Raw genomic sequence first — 14518 nt, 5'->3', positions numbered from 1 at the left:
ATTCCCTGTAGTGGCTTTTTGATAGGTTTTACGCGTAGCGAGGTCTGCCGTCTAGATGTCACGAGACCGCTTAAGACTAGCCAAGAACGCCTGCAAGTTTGCTCAGAAGCAGATGTTGGGGGCCTTTGTTACCGACCGGTTTTTTCTGGGCGTAATGAGGTAGGGAGTTGCAGGGATTTGCAAGGGGACGCAGTTCCTCAAAAAAGCTGCCTCCGAGCCAGTAGAGCGTTGACGCTCCATAGGTGCAGGGGGGGCAGAAAAAACGACATATTTAGACCGCAGGTGTGGCGGGGGGGGGGGACAACTGCGCGCGCCGTTTTCATTTCTTGCCTTAAGGCTGTACGTAGAAGTGAAGTGATTTGCCTACTTCTGATGTACGTACGAATCAATCAAACTCTTTCAGTTGAGCTCTGGCCGTTTTGGAGGCCCCGAGAATTCGGGGCGCATTTCAAGGGTGAGTCGCCACTATTCTGCAGCTTGTTGCTAGCGAGCTTATGTCGGTCGCGTCAGCACTTTAACCACATCATCGATCACAGCCTTACTCATCGCAGTCAGATAGTGTGCGGCCCACGCGTGGCGGTCGGTGTCTTTTGCGTAGGCCGCATCCTCGGCGAACGACTTGGCCAGGAACAGCAGGTCGGATGCCTGTGCGAGTGCTTTGCTAATAGGCACGCCGCCGCTGACATGGAACAGCGGTTCGTCCGGGCAATAGATGCAGGGAGTCAAACCGATGGTTTTTGCTTCTGTATATACAGTCATTTGCCACCTCCATTGACGGAGATGCTTTGAGGGCGCGACTTGAAATCGCGTTGAGGGAAAAGCGGGATTTCGTACGGATTTGTATTGCGCATGGTCTAGCTCCTTGACGAGGAACTGCCACTTTTTCGTTACCAAGCGAATGGGTGGCAGCTGTGCGCAGGTTGGTAAACCGGGAGTCAAGGAATCCGGCACGCCCGAAGACGTCCCACGCACAGCCGCCATAACTCAAAATTACGGGCGAAAAAAAACGCCTGCAATTCGAATGGGGCGCTGTTGCGCTTAACTCTCGGGTTACCAAGCCCGGTCGCTGAATTGGCAGCGACGGCGGAAGGGTATCGTGCAGGCTGATCTCCTGCAACCTTGGAAGTGGGGGAGTGGGATAACATCTGTTGGGGGACGTGAGCTGCCGCTGACTACCCAAGAAACTACGAAGTACTGCATGCGACTGACGCTGACGCATGTAATCAAATCGAACTGTCAAGTTGTCCTTGACGGTTGCTTCGTACCATCACCCCATGCGATCACCAGCAACAGGCTCCTTTCGGTAGATAGCCAAGGTTACTGCTAGAACTCTGGGGGGATTGTCTGGATTTCCCCCCTACCGCTCGCCGAGTGCTGGAGTTGTCAACTTTAAGTTGACAACTGACTCCTCAGCCCGCATGCCATCGGCTACGCCATGGAACTCACGCCGATGTTTTGCCAATGGTCTGCTACCGCTCGCCCGACGCCAACGGAGTCGGTTTGATTTCCTAAAAACAACACCCACAAAAAAGCCCCAGACCCATAGGACCTGAGGCTTTCTCATATCTATTCATGGTGCACCAGGCGGGATTCGAACCCACGACCCCTGCCTTCGGAGGGCAGTACTCTATCCAGCTGAGCTACTGGTGCAGCGGGCGCCATGATACTCATATGCGTTGAAGGCGTCCATGCTGCTGAATCGCCTGTGTTTTTTGAAGCTGTAACGCGCGGTTGCTACGTTGATCAGAAAAAATAGGCAAAAGCGTCGTTTTCGTTCTTTTTTTCGAACAGGCTATTGTCCTTTACCCCCTTTGATCCTAGGATTCGTTTGAGATTTCAAACGCTCTTGTCTGGGTGCTGAACCGCACGAGTTCAATCAGTGCGCTATTTATGTGCTTCAGCCCGGTGAATGATTTCCCTGACGGCAGCCTATCGAGGCGCCTTTCTACAATCATAATTTGCTCCGCATTCGTTGCGGTGCTGTTAAGGAAAGCCGACATGCAGCTTAAAGACACCCAGTTGTTCCGCCAGCAAGCCTTCATCGATGGCGCGTGGGTCGATGCGGACAATGGTCAGACGATCAAGGTCAACAACCCGGCAACGGGCGAAATTCTGGGCACCGTGCCGAAAATGGGCGCTGCCGAAACCCGCCGTGCGATCGAAGCTGCCGACAAAGCGCTGCCGGCCTGGCGTGCACTGACTGCCAAAGAACGTGCGACCAAGCTGCGTCGCTGGTACGAGCTGATCATCGAGAACCAGGATGACCTGGCTCGTCTGATGACCCTGGAACAAGGCAAGCCATTGGCCGAAGCCAAGGGCGAAATCGTTTACGCCGCTTCCTTCATCGAGTGGTTCGCCGAAGAAGCCAAGCGCATCTACGGTGACGTGATTCCGGGCCACCAGCCAGACAAGCGCCTGATCGTGATCAAGCAGCCAATCGGCGTGACCGCTGCGATCACCCCGTGGAACTTCCCGGCTGCGATGATCACCCGTAAAGCCGGTCCAGCCCTGGCCGCCGGTTGCACAATGGTGCTCAAGCCTGCTTCGCAAACTCCGTTCTCTGCATTCGCCCTGGCCGAACTGGCCCAGCGTGCCGGCATCCCGGCTGGCGTGTTCAGCGTTGTTTCCGGCAGCGCTGGCGACATCGGCAGCGAGCTGACCAGCAACCCGATCGTGCGCAAGCTGTCCTTCACTGGTTCGACCGAAATCGGTCGTCAACTGATGTCGGAATGCGCCAAGGACATCAAGAAAGTGTCCCTGGAGTTGGGCGGCAACGCGCCGTTCATCGTGTTCGACGACGCGGACCTGGATAAGGCCGTCGAAGGCGCGATCATTTCCAAATACCGCAACAACGGCCAGACCTGCGTCTGCGCCAACCGCCTGTACATCCAGGACGGTGTTTACGACGCATTCGCCGAGAAGTTGAAAGTGGCTGTCGCCAAACTGAAGATCGGCAACGGTCTGGAAGCAGGCACTACCACTGGCCCGCTGATCGACGAAAAAGCCGTGGCCAAGGTGCAAGAACACATCGCCGATGCCTTGAGCAAAGGCGCGACCGTGCTGGCGGGTGGCAAGCCGATGGAAGGCAACTTCTTCGAGCCGACTATCCTGACCAACGTGCCGAACAACGCTGCCGTGGCCAAGGAAGAAACCTTCGGTCCATTGGCTCCACTGTTCCGTTTCAAAGACGAAGCCGACGTGATCGCGATGTCCAACGACACCGAGTTCGGTCTGGCCTCGTACTTCTATGCTCGTGATCTGGGCCGTGTGTTCCGTGTGGCTGAAGCCCTGGAATACGGCATGGTCGGCGTCAACACCGGGTTGATCTCCAACGAAGTCGCGCCGTTCGGCGGCATCAAGGCCTCGGGCCTGGGCCGTGAAGGCTCCAAGTACGGCATCGAAGATTACCTGGAAATCAAATACCTCTGCCTGGGCATCTAACCCCGGAAGAGCATTGCTTCAAGCGCAAAGGGCACGAGAGCGCTGTCCCTTTGCGCCGCTTCAAACCGGAATTTTCTCGGTGGCCGGGAACGCAGTGGCAGTCGATCATCGCATGCTGCCGCCGTTGCTCCCCGTCGCTTTATCCTTGAACCACGCCGCCCGATGAGCGGTGAATGAGGAATGTATGAGCAAGACTAACGCTTCTTTGATGGCCCGCCGTACCGCTGCTGTTCCACGTGGTGTTGGCCAGATTCACCCGATCTTCGCCGATTCCGCGAAGAACGCGACCGTAACCGACGTTGAAGGTCGTGAATTCATCGACTTCGCCGGCGGTATCGCCGTACTGAACACCGGCCACGTGCACCCGAAAGTCATCGCCGCCGTGACCGAGCAACTGAACAAGCTGACCCACACCTGCTTCCAGGTACTGGCCTACGAGCCGTACGTAGAAGTGTGCGAAAAAATCAACGCCAAGGTGCCAGGTGATTTCGCCAAGAAAACCCTGCTGGTGACCACCGGTTCCGAAGCCGTGGAAAACTCCATCAAGATCGCCCGTGCCGCCACTGGCCGCGCCGGCGTGATCGCCTTCACCGGCGCTTACCACGGTCGCACGATGATGACCCTGGGCCTGACCGGTAAAGTCGTGCCTTACTCGGCCGGCATGGGCCTGATGCCAGGCGGCATCTTCCGCGCGCTATACCCGAACGAACTGCACGGCGTGAGCATCGACGATTCGATCGCTTCCATCGAACGCATCTTCAAGAACGACGCCGAGCCGAAAGACATCGCCGCGATCATCATCGAGCCGGTTCAGGGCGAAGGTGGTTTCTATGTCGCTCCGAAAGAATTCATGAAGCGTCTGCGTGCCCTGTGCGACCAGCACGGCATCCTGCTGATCGCTGACGAAGTACAGACTGGCGCTGGCCGTACCGGCACATTCTTCGCGATGGAACAGATGGGCGTTGCCGCCGACCTGACCACCTTCGCCAAATCCATCGCTGGCGGCTTCCCGCTGGCCGGTGTGTGCGGCAAGGCCGAATACATGGACGCCATCGCTCCAGGCGGCCTGGGCGGCACCTACGCCGGTAGCCCGATCGCTTGCGCCGCGGCCCTGGCCGTGATGGAAGTGTTCGAAGAAGAACACCTGCTGGATCGTTGCAAGGCTGTTGGCGAGCGTCTGGTAACCGGCCTGAAGGCCATCCAGGCCAAGTACCCGGTGATCGGTGAAGTCCGTGCCCTGGGCGCGATGATCGCGGTCGAGCTGTTCGAAAACGGCGACAGCCACAAGCCGAACGCTGCAGCCGTGGCGTCCGTTGTGGCCAAGGCTCGTGACAAGGGTCTGATCCTGCTGTCCTGCGGCACCTACGGCAACGTTCTGCGCGTTCTGGTACCGCTGACCTCGCCGGACGAGCAACTGGACAAAGGCCTGGCGATCATCGAAGAGTGCTTCTCCGAGCTCTGATCACCCAGTGTGACCTGATCCACAAAAAACCCGCTTCGGCGGGTTTTTTCATGCCCCTTGAAACACATCCCGCCCATTAGCGCTGTATCGAATGGCCAGCATTGGCTAAGGTTTGCGCATTGCCAGGGAGAGCTGTATGACAACCGTCATTTTACCCGCCGTTCCAAGAGTCCTGATCGCCGAGGCCGACCCTTGGTCCCGGGATCTGCTCAAGGAAGTGTTGTTGAACGTACGCTGCGATGCACAGCTGGATTTGTGCGCCGATGGTCAGCAAGCGCTGGAACTGTTGGCCGCCAACCCCTATGACCTGGTGATCGCCGACTGGGAGTTGCCCGGCGTCGATGGCCTTAACGTCCTGCGCAGCATCCGTCAGCGCAAACGCAATCCGCCCATGCCGTTCATTCTGATGAGCAGTCGCAACGACAGTGCCAGCGTGCGCGAGGCATTGCCACTGGCGCCGGCCGCGTACCTGACCAAACCCCTGAATATGCAAAGCCTGACCCATCGGTTGCAGGGAGTGCTGCTGAACGCTGGCGAAGAAGTCTTGTGCGAGGTGCCATCGCTGGCGCCGGGCATGACGTTGTCGGTGTTTCTGGAGCGTCGACGGGAATTGGCTGACGGTGCGCCGCTGATGACCGACGTGCAAGTGGCGGTCAAACGCAGCCTCAACCCCAATGGCCTCGATTTGACGGTGCTGGAAGACGAAATCCGCACCGATCCGCAGGTTACCGCTGTGCTGATCGCCGCCGCCAACAGCGCGGCCCAGCACCACGGCACCGCTGTGCAAACCCTGTCTCAGGCGCTGCATCGCCTGGGCACCGGGCAGAGCATGAACCTGATTCTCGGGTTGGCGCTCAAGCGCAGTGCCCGGCTCAGCGATCCGCAATTGGTCGACTATGCCGAGCGTTACTGGGATCTGTCCCTGCACACCGCCGAATACGCGAGAACCCTGGCGCGCTTGCTCGATCTGGATCAGGAGCGCTGCTATTGCGCCGGCATGTTGCATCGTCTCGGCGATCTGGCGTTGCTGCGGTGTTTGCAGGAATGGAAACAGGCCGGTGGCGAACTGGACGAGCAGGAGGAAGTGGGCGAAGCGCTGGTTGAATTTGGCGCGGCCTATGGCTCGGCCCTGCGCACGCGCTGGCGTCTGCCACTGGAGTTGCGCGAGCTGATTGCGGCGGCCTACCAGCTCGGTGGCGGGGTTTACTCGCGCGAAGCGCTGGTGATGAACATGGCGGCGCAGATGGCACGCTTGACCGAGCATGAGGGCATCGAGGCGCTGGCGAAGAGCCGGACGGCGAGGTTGCTCAAGATCGGCCTGCCGGAGTTGATGCGTTTGCGCAGAAAGTAAGTACACCCCCAACCCCTGTGGGAGCGAGCTTGCTCGCGATGAGGGGCTGACATACAACATCAATGTCGACTGATAGTCCGCCATCGCGAGCAAGCTCGCTCCCACAGGGTTCTGTGGTGATCCTGTCAGGCAGTGACAATCCGGTTCTTTCCCTCGCGCTTGGCCTGATACATCGCCGCATCGGCCCGGGAAAACAGGTTTTCCACGTTTTCGTCCGCGGCGGTCAGGCTGGTCAGGCCCTGGCTGACGGTGATGCCGAACGTCTGGCCCTCATGGTTGAAACTCAATTGCTGAATCTGCCGTTGCAAGCGTTCAGCCACTTGCAGGGCCATTTGCGGCGTGCATCCGGGAAACACCGCGGCGAACTCCTCACCGCCAATGCGCCCGAACAGGTCGCGACGACGCAACGCTGCGCGGCCGCTTTCGGCAATGCGTTGCAACACGTTGTCGCCTTCCTGGTGACCGTAGGTGTCGTTGATCGTCTTGAAGTTATCAATGTCCAGCATCAGAAACGACAGCGGCTCGCCCTGTTGCCGGGTGTGTGCGAACGCGCGGTGGGCGCATTCGAAGAAATGACGGCGGTTGCTGCTCTGGGTCAGCGCATCGATGGTGGCCAGGCGATGCAGCTCGGTTTCCATCTGCTTCTTGTCGGTGATGTCTTCGGCGATGCCGACGATGATCACCGGTTGCCCCGGCTCGGCCTGGCGGTTGATGTAGCATTTGTCGCTTAGCCAGCGCACCTGGCCCTCGGCGGCGATGACTCGATACTCGCGGTCTTCGACGGCGCCTTTGTCCAGCACTTCGGCAAGGCTGCGTTCGGCATAGTCCAGGTCGTCAGGGTGAATGCTGTCGCACCATTGATTGCAGTCGGCCAGCAGTAGATCGGCCGAACGGCCAAAGATCCGTTCATAGGCGGGGCTGACGTAAAGCACCTTGCGGGTTTCCCAATCGAATGCCCACAGCACTGCATTGACGCTCATCAGCAAGGTGCTGAACAACTGTTCACGTTCGCTCAGGCGTGCGACTTCGCGTTGGGCATGCATCAGCGCTATCAGGGGCTGCGCGGCCTCGGGCCAATGCGACGGAGATGAGTCTTGCAGGTTTTTTGGGGCCATCGACACAAATCTCAAAGGGCATGCCGCGTGTTCGATAGCGGCCAACACCAAGCCTGCCGGGAATGGCGAAGTGTCTTTGAGATAGGGCTTTTTAGATGAAGTTCCCGCCTTGTGTGGCGAGGAAGCTGGCTCCCGCCGGGCGGTACTGATGGCACGCCACATAACCATGTGGGAGCGAGCAAGCCCGCTCCCACAGGTTTTTTCAGACGGCGGCAGGGCGCAGGGAGTAGGTCTTCAACTGATCGGCGAAGTCGCGCAGGGATTGAATCCCGCTGGCTTCGGCTTCGTGTACCCAGTCCTTGATGGCCGCCAGCATGTCGTGACCATTTGAGCTGGTCTTGACCCAGATCTGTTGCAGGGCCAGGCGTTTTTCGTAAATTACCTTCAGCGCCTGACTGTGCTCGAGCATGTTCTGGATGCGTACATGGTGTTTGTCATCCAGCAGGCTGGTCTCCCGCGAAAGCAGGCGTTTGGCCCGGTGGAACTGGTGACGTACCGAGTGATCGACTTTTTCCAGCTCTTGCTTGACCAGCGGGCCGATCACCAATTTGCGGTACTGGGCCATGATCTGGAAGCGGTTGTTGAGGATCGCCATGGCGGTGTCCATGTCCAGGTTGCCCTTGCCTTCGACGCGATGGGCAATCGGCGCAACCCGTTGAACCTTGGCCAGGCGCAGGAAGCTGAAGACTTGAATCCACGCCCAGCCCAGGTCGAATTCCCACTTCTTCACCGACAGTTTTGCCGAGTTAGGGTAGGTGTGATGGTTGTTATGCAGTTCTTCGCCGCCAATCAGGATGCCCCAAGGCACCAGGTTGGTCGCCGCATCGCGGCATTCGAAGTTGCGGTAGCCGATGGCATGGCCCAGGCCATTGACCACGCCGGCGGCCCACACCGGGATCCACATCATCTGGATGGCCCAGATGGTGATGCCGATGGTGCCGAACAGCAGCAGGTCGATAACGCCCATGATCGCGATGCCCAGCAGCGGGAAGCGGCTGTAGAGGTTGCGCTCGATCCAGTCTTCGGGGCAGTTCTTGCCGTAGATGCGCAGCGTCTCGGGGTTTTCCGCTTCGGCGCGGTACAGCTCGGCGCCTTTGCGCAGCACCGTGGACAAACCCTTGATGACCGGGCTGTGCGGGTCATCGACGGTTTCGCATTTGGCGTGATGCTTACGGTGGATGGCAGTCCACTCGCGGGTGTTCTGCGCCGTGGTCAGCCACAGCCAGAAACGGAAGAAATGCTTAAGGCCGCCATTCAGCTCCAAGGAGCGATGAGCCGAGTAACGATGCAGATAGACCGTGACGGCGATGATCGTGACGTGGGTCATCAGCAGGGTGACTGCTACCAGCGACCAGGGCGACAAGCCAAGAAAACCTTCGTACCACATAGGCTGTAGGGCCCTCGATAAAGAAAAAACAGCCGTTGCATTATCACTAAGCCCACACAGAAAACCAGTCACCCTTTCAGATAAGAGTGGCTGGATGTGTCTTTAAACTATAATTCCAACCTTTTTGTAGGGACATGGATCGCCGGATGTCTGCCACCTATCGCGATGCCTTGCGTGCAGCGCTGCTCTATCTGCTGCTTTCTGTGGTTTGGCTGCAGATCAGTGGCTATTTATTAAACAGTTTCTTCGATAGCTCTGCCGAGCGATTGCGATGGCAACTGATCAACGGTTATGTCTGGGTGCTGTTCAGTGCCGGGTTGATCTTCATTGCCCGGGCGCGGCTGCTGCGGTGTCTGGGTATCGGCGCCAAACTGCGTGAGCGCGACGCCGACCGCATGCGCTTGCGCCAGGCGGCAGCCGTGTTCGACTGCACCCGCGAAGGCGTGCTGGTCACCAATCGGGAAGGTCTGATCGTCCATGTGAACCGGGCGTTCATGGAAATCACCGGTTACGGGTGTGAGGACGTGCTGGGGCAGCGGCCCAACCTGTTCAAGTCCGGGCGACACTCTCCTGAGTTCTATCAGGTGATGTTTGCCACGCTCGCCAGTGTCGGGGAGTGGAGTGGAGAAATCTGGAACCGGCGCAAAAGCGGCGAGATTTACCCGCAATGGCAAACGATCCGCCTGATCCACGACGACTACGGCCAGCCGAGCCAATATGTGGCGGTGTTTTCCGACATCAGTGCAATCAAGAATTCAGAACACGAACTGATGCACCTGGCGCACCACGATCCGCTGACCGACCTGCCGAACCGCCTGCTGTTCACCGACCGCGCCGAACAGGCCCTGGCCTCGGCACAGGTCCACAAGCGTGGCTGCGCGCTGCTGATGATCGATCTCGATCACTTCAAGATGATCAACGACAGCCTCGGGCATACCATTGGCGACCAGTTGCTCAAGGCTGTGGCCGAGCGCCTGGGGGCCATGTTCGGTCCGGGCGTCACCCTGGCGCGGTTGGGCGGGGATGAGTTCGCCATACTTGCCGAAAGCTGTCCGCAACTGGTTCAGGCCGCTGCGTTGGCCCAGCGGATCATCGAGGGCCTTAAAGAGCCGTTCCTTATTGATGGGCACCAGCTGTCCATAAACACCAGCATCGGCATCAGCCTGTTCCCCAGCGATGCGTTGAGCGTCGAGCAACTGCTGCGCAATGCCGACTCTGCACTGTTCAAGGCCAAGAGCGCGGGGCGCAATGATTATGCCCTGTACACCGAAGAGCTGACGGCCCACGCCCAGCAACGGGTCGAGATCGCCTTCGAATTGCGCCGAGCCCTGGACCGACAAGAGTTGCGGGTCTATTACCAGCCGGTTCACGACCTCAAGAGCCGTCGCCTGATCGGCGTCGAGGCGCTGGTGCGTTGGCAGCACCCGCAGCGGGGCCTGGTGTCGCCGGCGGAATTCATTCCGGTCGCCGAGCGAACCGGTCTGATTGCAGAAATCGACGCCTGGGTCATGGCGCAGGCGTGCCGGCAGATGTGCCAGTGGCAACAGGACGGGGTGGTGCTGTCGTTCGTCGCGGTCAACGTTTCTTCGCGTCTGTTCGCCCGTCGTGAGCTGTATCAGCAGGTGGCGCAGGTCCTGCGCGAAACCGGGCTGGAGCCGGCGTTTCTCGAGCTGGAAGTCACTGAAAGCGCGGTGATGGAAGACCCGGAAGTCGCGCTGGAGCAGATGCATCGCCTGCGCGAGCTGGGTGTGCGCCTGGCCATCGACGACTTCGGCACGGGTTACTCATCGCTGCTGCGGCTCAAGCGTCTGCCGGTGCAGAAGTTGAAAATCGACCAGGGCTTCGTCGCCGGGTTGCCGTGGGATGAGGATGATGCGGCGATTTCACGGGTGATCATTGCGCTGGCCCAGAGCATGGGCATGCAGGTGCATGCCGAGGGGATCGAACAGGCTGAGCAGGCGGAATTTCTGCTCGAACACGATTGCGATCTGGGTCAGGGCTACTGGTTCGGGCGGCCGGTACCGGCGGAGCAGCTTGACTGGATGCATGAGCCGGTGATCGTGTAGAAGCAAAACCTGTGGGAGCGAGCTTGCTCGCGATAGCGGAATATCAGTCGACATTTCTGGTGAATGAAACTCCCTCATCGCGAGCAAGCTGAACTGGTCAAGTAATCCCGGACACCGGTTACGGTGTTTATGCCGCTTTTTGCTCCATGGCTATTGGCGACAGATAGTTGTTGTAGCTGTGGAGCCTGGTGCGGTTGTAGTACATGAAGAAGCGCACCATATCGGTTTTGGCTTCCTCGATCTTGCTGTAGCCACTACGAGGCACCCATTCTGATTTCAGCGTGCCGAAAAATCGCTCTGTTGGAGCGTTGTCCCAGCACTGCCCGCGATGGCTCATGCTTTGCAATATGTCACGACGCTTCAGTTCTTCCTGAAACTTGCGGCTGGTGTACTGACAGCCCTGATCCGAGTGAAACATCAGTCCCGCAGGGCACGTTCGAACCTCTGTCGCCATGCGTAGCGCCTTGCTGACCAAGTTGGCGTCATTGACCAGCGAAAATGCCCAACCGATGACCCGGCGAGCAAACAAATCGATGACGATGGCCAGATGAACCCAGCGCTCGCCCACCATCAAGCTGGTCACGTCACCACACCAGACCTGATCGACTGCAGCCGGTTTGAAGTTGCGCTTGAGCCGATTGGGCGCGACAAACGCTTCCACTCCCTTGGATCTGAATGGGTGCGGCTGGCGTTGTTTACTGACAATGTTGGCCTCCCTCATCAGCGCTCGGACAAGGCCTCTTCCGATCGCGATGTTTTGGGACTTCAGGCCCTTGCTGATCATTCTGGAACCCATGGCTTCGCGGCTTTCGCTGTGCAGTTCAACCACTTTGAGCTTGAGCTCTTCGCGCCTGATCCGCGGTTGGGCTCGCCGCTGAAGCCACTCGTAAAAGCTGCTGCGCTTCACATCGAAAACACGACACACGACAGCTGTCGGGAACGACTCTCTTAGTTCCGCAATCATCGAAAACGATCGGGATCCGACATCAAGAGAGCGGTAGCCTTTTTTAAGATCTCGGCTTCCATTTCCATGCGCTTGATCTTGGCCTTTAGTTCCTGGATCTGGCGCTGATCTTCGGTAATCGCCTTGGTGCCTTTGACTGGCTGCCCCTCGCGCTCCTTGCGAACCTGATCGACCCAACGCCGTAAAGCGGTGGGCCCGATATCCAGCGATGCACAAACGTCTGGAACCGGGCAGTTATCATCAAGCACCATGCTGGCAGCATGCAGCTTGAACTCGCGTGTATAGACCTTTCTTTCGTTCATGGAACCTCCAAGTTGGCGAAATCATATCGCCCTTAAGAGGTGTCCGGAATTATTAGGCCAGTTCAGGCTCGCTCCTACAGGGTTTTTTGGTGTGCCTGAAAGAGGGTGATTCACCTCAAGCTCTTGTCTCCACAGTTAATCTCTTCTGGTTATATAAACATTCTTAAATAGTCTTTTTAAGAATATCTACACCTCTCTAGTATTGCTCTCAAGCCGCAAGCAGTGCCGACACTGCGAGGCAACCTCTCAGTTGAAGGAGCAGCAATATGAGCGCATCCCTGCGTAGCGTCGACGGTCAAGACGAAGCCACCATCCTGCGTGAAATCCAGAGTGCCCTGCGCGATCTGCGCTTTGGCGCCGTGGAAATCACTGTGCACAACGCCCAGGTGGTGCAGATCGAGCGCAAGGAAAAATTCCGTTTGCAGCAGCCGGGCAACAAGTCGGGCTGAGGCGAATCAGGCAACGCGATATCCCATAAGAAAAAGCCAACAAACCAAGAATTCCAGGAGCTTTCACCATGTCGTCGATTCGTCATTTCGCTTTGGCCGCCCTGGCCAGCGCCCTTTTTGCCGGTTCCGCCGTTGCCAAGGACTATGAGCTGCTCAACGTGTCATACGACCCGACCCGCGAGCTGTATCAGGACTACAACGCCGAATTCATCAAGTTCTGGCAAAAGGACCACGCCGGTGACTCCGTGAAAATCCAGCAATCCCACGGCGGTTCGGGCAAGCAGGGTCGGGCGGTGATCGATGGCCTGCGTGCCGACGTCGTGACCCTGGCCCTGGCCGGCGATATCGACGAAATCGCCAAGCTTGGCAAGTCCCTGTCGGCGGACTGGCAAAAGCGCCTGCCGGACGCCAGCACGCCTTACACCTCGACCATCGTGTTCCTGGTGCGCAAGGGCAACCCTAAAGGCATCAAGGACTGGGGCGACCTGATCAAGAATGATGTCTCGGTGATCACACCGAATCCGAAAACCTCCGGCGGTGCGCGCTGGAACTTCCTCGCGGCCTGGGCCTATGGCCTGAAAGCCAATGGCGGCGACGAAGCCAAGGCCAAGGAATACGTGCAAACCCTGTTCAAGCACGTGCCAGTGCTGGATACCGGCGCCCGCGGCTCGACCATTACCTTCGTCAACAACGGCCAGGGCGACGTATTGCTGGCCTGGGAAAACGAAGCCTTCCTGGCCCTGAAAGAAGAGGGTGGCGCCGACAAGTTCGACATCGTCGTGCCTTCGCTGTCGATCCTCGCTGAGCCGCCGGTGGCGGTAGTCGACAAAAATGCCGAGAAAAAGGGCAACGAGCAGATCGCCGAAGCCTACCTCAAGCACCTGTACAGCCCGGCCGGCCAGGAAATCGCGGCGAAGAACTTCTATCGTCCACGTGACAAGGACGTGGCTGCCAAGTACGCCCAGCAGTTCCCGAAACTGGAGCTGGTGAGCATCGACAAGGACTTCGGCGGCTGGAAAACCGCACAGCCGAAATTCTTCAACGATGGAGGGGTGTTCGACCAGATCTATCAGGCGCAGTAATCTTAAATAGCCATCAACGAGCCCCGGATTCACCTCCGGGGCTCAGTGCGTTCTCAACCAAGGACTTTTATGTCGCGTCGTATTTCCCCCGTCATACCCGGCTTCGGGCTGACGCTGGGCTACACCTTGGTGTACCTCAGCCTGATTGTGCTCATACCACTGGCGGCGATGTTCGTGCATGCCGCTCAACTCACCTGGGATCAGTTCTGGGCAATCATCTCGGCGCCACGGGTGCTGGCCGCGTTGAAGCTCAGCTTCGGCACCGCCCTGTGTGCCGCGATCATCAACGGCATCATTGGCACGCTGCTGGCCTGGGTATTAGTGCGCTATACCTTCCCTGGGCGAAAAGTGATCGATGCAATGATCGACTTGCCGTTCGCATTGCCCACGGCGGTGGCCGGTATTGCGCTGACGGCGTTGTACACCCCTACCGGTCTGGTCGGTCAGTTTGCGGCGGATCTGGGTTTCAAGATCGCCTACACCCCTCTGGGCATCACCCTTGCCCTCACTTTTGTGACACTTCCATTCGTAGTACGTACCGTACAGCCAGTATTGGCGGATATTCCTCGTGAAGTCGAGGAAGCGGCGGCGTGCCTGGGTGCAAAACCCTTGCAGGTTTTCCGCCATATCCTGCTGCCGGCACTGCTTCCGGCATGGCTTACCGGTTTCGCTTTGGCCTTTGCCCGCGGGGTCGGCGAGTACGGTTCGGTGATTTTCATCGCCGGCAACATGCCGATGAAAACCGAGATTCTGCCGCTGCTGATCATGGTCAAGCTCGACCAATACGATTACACCGGTGCTACCTCCATTGGTGTACTGATGCTGGTGGTTTCCTTCGTCCTGTTGCTGCTGATCAACTTGTTGCAGCGGCGCATCGAAACCCCATAAGGAGGCGCACC

12 protein-coding genes and 1 tRNA gene are annotated in these 14518 nt (G+C 58.4%); 7 read left to right on the top strand and 6 right to left on the bottom strand.

Features of this window, described 5'->3' with window-relative positions; translation table 11 throughout:
• Positions 1-492: 492 nt before the first annotated feature.
• Positions 493-759 (bottom strand): DUF3077 domain-containing protein, encoded by a 267-nt coding sequence (locus tag J4D25_RS13910; RefSeq protein WP_057712522.1) that lies wholly within the window; start codon positions 757-759, stop codon positions 493-495.
• Positions 760-1573: 814 nt separating this feature from the next.
• Positions 1574-1650, bottom strand: a tRNA-Arg gene (locus J4D25_RS13905).
• A 348-nt stretch (positions 1651-1998) separates the two neighbouring features.
• Here J4D25_RS13905 and gabD point away from each other — a divergent pair.
• The 3 genes from gabD to J4D25_RS13890 all read left to right on the top strand — a co-directional run bounded on the left by gabD (position 1999) and on the right by J4D25_RS13890 (position 6254).
• Positions 1999-3441, top strand: coding sequence for an NADP-dependent succinate-semialdehyde dehydrogenase (gabD, locus tag J4D25_RS13900; RefSeq protein ID WP_057712520.1), 1443 nt, complete (start codon positions 1999-2001; stop codon positions 3439-3441).
• Between the two features lie 184 nt (positions 3442-3625).
• On the top strand, positions 3626-4903 hold the full coding sequence (gene gabT / locus J4D25_RS13895; RefSeq protein ID WP_057712519.1) for a 4-aminobutyrate--2-oxoglutarate transaminase: 1278 nt from the start codon (positions 3626-3628) through the stop codon (positions 4901-4903).
• A 136-nt stretch (positions 4904-5039) separates the two neighbouring features.
• The gene (locus J4D25_RS13890) at positions 5040-6254 is read left to right on the top strand and encodes a response regulator (protein ID WP_057712518.1); all 1215 of its coding nucleotides are present in this window, start codon (positions 5040-5042) and stop codon (positions 6252-6254) included.
• A 125-nt stretch (positions 6255-6379) separates the two neighbouring features.
• Here J4D25_RS13890 and J4D25_RS13885 read toward each other — a convergent pair whose 3' ends face one another.
• Together J4D25_RS13885 and desA are read right to left on the bottom strand one after the other, a co-directional pair.
• Positions 6380-7369: a sensor domain-containing diguanylate cyclase gene (locus J4D25_RS13885; RefSeq protein ID WP_057712517.1), complete on the bottom strand. Its 990-nt coding sequence runs from the start codon at positions 7367-7369 to the stop codon at positions 6380-6382.
• A 202-nt stretch (positions 7370-7571) separates the two neighbouring features.
• A complete protein-coding gene (desA, locus tag J4D25_RS13880) occupies positions 7572-8756 on the bottom strand; it encodes a delta-9 fatty acid desaturase DesA (protein WP_057712516.1) in 1185 nt (394 codons plus the stop codon).
• Positions 8757-8902: 146 nt separating this feature from the next.
• Here desA and dibA point away from each other — a divergent pair, with 146 nt between their 5' ends.
• Complete coding sequence (dibA, locus tag J4D25_RS13875) at positions 8903-10822, top strand: phosphodiesterase DibA (RefSeq protein ID WP_057712515.1); 1920 nt, start codon at positions 8903-8905, stop codon at positions 10820-10822.
• Between the two features lie 127 nt (positions 10823-10949).
• Here dibA and J4D25_RS13870 read toward each other — a convergent pair whose 3' ends face one another.
• The gene (locus J4D25_RS13870) at positions 10950-11786 is read right to left on the bottom strand and encodes an IS3 family transposase (protein WP_057716268.1); all 837 of its coding nucleotides are present in this window, start codon (positions 11784-11786) and stop codon (positions 10950-10952) included.
• Entirely contained in the window at positions 11783-12088 is a 306-nt protein-coding gene (locus tag J4D25_RS26995) for an IS3 family transposase (RefSeq protein ID WP_008047186.1), read from the bottom strand. The genes J4D25_RS13870 and J4D25_RS26995 overlap by 4 nt, the downstream gene beginning before the upstream one ends.
• A gap of 266 nt (positions 12089-12354) precedes the next feature.
• Here J4D25_RS26995 and oscA point away from each other — a divergent pair, with 266 nt between their 5' ends.
• The 3 genes from oscA to cysT all read left to right on the top strand — a co-directional run bounded on the left by oscA (position 12355) and on the right by cysT (position 14507).
• Entirely contained in the window at positions 12355-12537 is a 183-nt protein-coding gene (gene oscA, locus J4D25_RS13865) for a sulfur starvation response protein OscA (RefSeq protein ID WP_056726967.1), read from the top strand.
• A gap of 68 nt (positions 12538-12605) precedes the next feature.
• Complete coding sequence (locus J4D25_RS13860) at positions 12606-13619, top strand: sulfate ABC transporter substrate-binding protein (protein WP_057712513.1); 1014 nt, start codon at positions 12606-12608, stop codon at positions 13617-13619.
• Between the two features lie 69 nt (positions 13620-13688).
• On the top strand, positions 13689-14507 hold the full coding sequence (cysT, locus tag J4D25_RS13855; RefSeq protein ID WP_007972956.1) for a sulfate ABC transporter permease subunit CysT: 819 nt from the start codon (positions 13689-13691) through the stop codon (positions 14505-14507).
• Positions 14508-14518: the final 11 nt, after the last annotated feature.

The organism is Pseudomonas sp. GW456-L13, assembly GCF_017350115.1.
In the GTDB taxonomy this organism is placed as follows: domain Bacteria; phylum Pseudomonadota; class Gammaproteobacteria; order Pseudomonadales; family Pseudomonadaceae; genus Aquipseudomonas; species Aquipseudomonas jessenii.
The sequence above is the reverse complement of the archived record's forward strand: the minus strand, read 5'-3'. Positions and strand labels throughout refer to the sequence as shown.

Excerpts from the sequence above, each read along its gene's own strand:
- J4D25_RS26995 (WP_008047186.1), bottom strand. The coding sequence starts at position 12,088 with ATGAACGAAAGAAAGGTCTATACACGCGAGTTCAAGCTGCATGCTGCC.
- gabD (WP_057712520.1), top strand. The coding sequence starts at position 1,999 with ATGCAGCTTAAAGACACCCAGTTGTTCCGCCAGCAAGCCTTCATCGAT.
- J4D25_RS13860 (WP_057712513.1), top strand. The coding sequence starts at position 12,606 with ATGTCGTCGATTCGTCATTTCGCTTTGGCCGCCCTGGCCAGCGCCCTT.
- gabT (WP_057712519.1), top strand. The coding sequence starts at position 3,626 with ATGAGCAAGACTAACGCTTCTTTGATGGCCCGCCGTACCGCTGCTGTT.
- desA (WP_057712516.1), bottom strand. The coding sequence starts at position 8,756 with ATGTGGTACGAAGGTTTTCTTGGCTTGTCGCCCTGGTCGCTGGTAGCA.
- J4D25_RS13885 (WP_057712517.1), bottom strand. The coding sequence starts at position 7,369 with ATGGCCCCAAAAAACCTGCAAGACTCATCTCCGTCGCATTGGCCCGAG.
- J4D25_RS13870 (WP_057716268.1), bottom strand. The coding sequence starts at position 11,786 with ATGATTGCGGAACTAAGAGAGTCGTTCCCGACAGCTGTCGTGTGTCGT.
- J4D25_RS13910 (WP_057712522.1), bottom strand. The coding sequence starts at position 759 with ATGACTGTATATACAGAAGCAAAAACCATCGGTTTGACTCCCTGCATC.
- cysT (WP_007972956.1), top strand. The coding sequence starts at position 13,689 with ATGTCGCGTCGTATTTCCCCCGTCATACCCGGCTTCGGGCTGACGCTG.
- oscA (WP_056726967.1), top strand. The coding sequence starts at position 12,355 with ATGAGCGCATCCCTGCGTAGCGTCGACGGTCAAGACGAAGCCACCATC.
- J4D25_RS13890 (WP_057712518.1), top strand. The coding sequence starts at position 5,040 with ATGACAACCGTCATTTTACCCGCCGTTCCAAGAGTCCTGATCGCCGAG.
- dibA (WP_057712515.1), top strand. The coding sequence starts at position 8,903 with ATGTCTGCCACCTATCGCGATGCCTTGCGTGCAGCGCTGCTCTATCTG.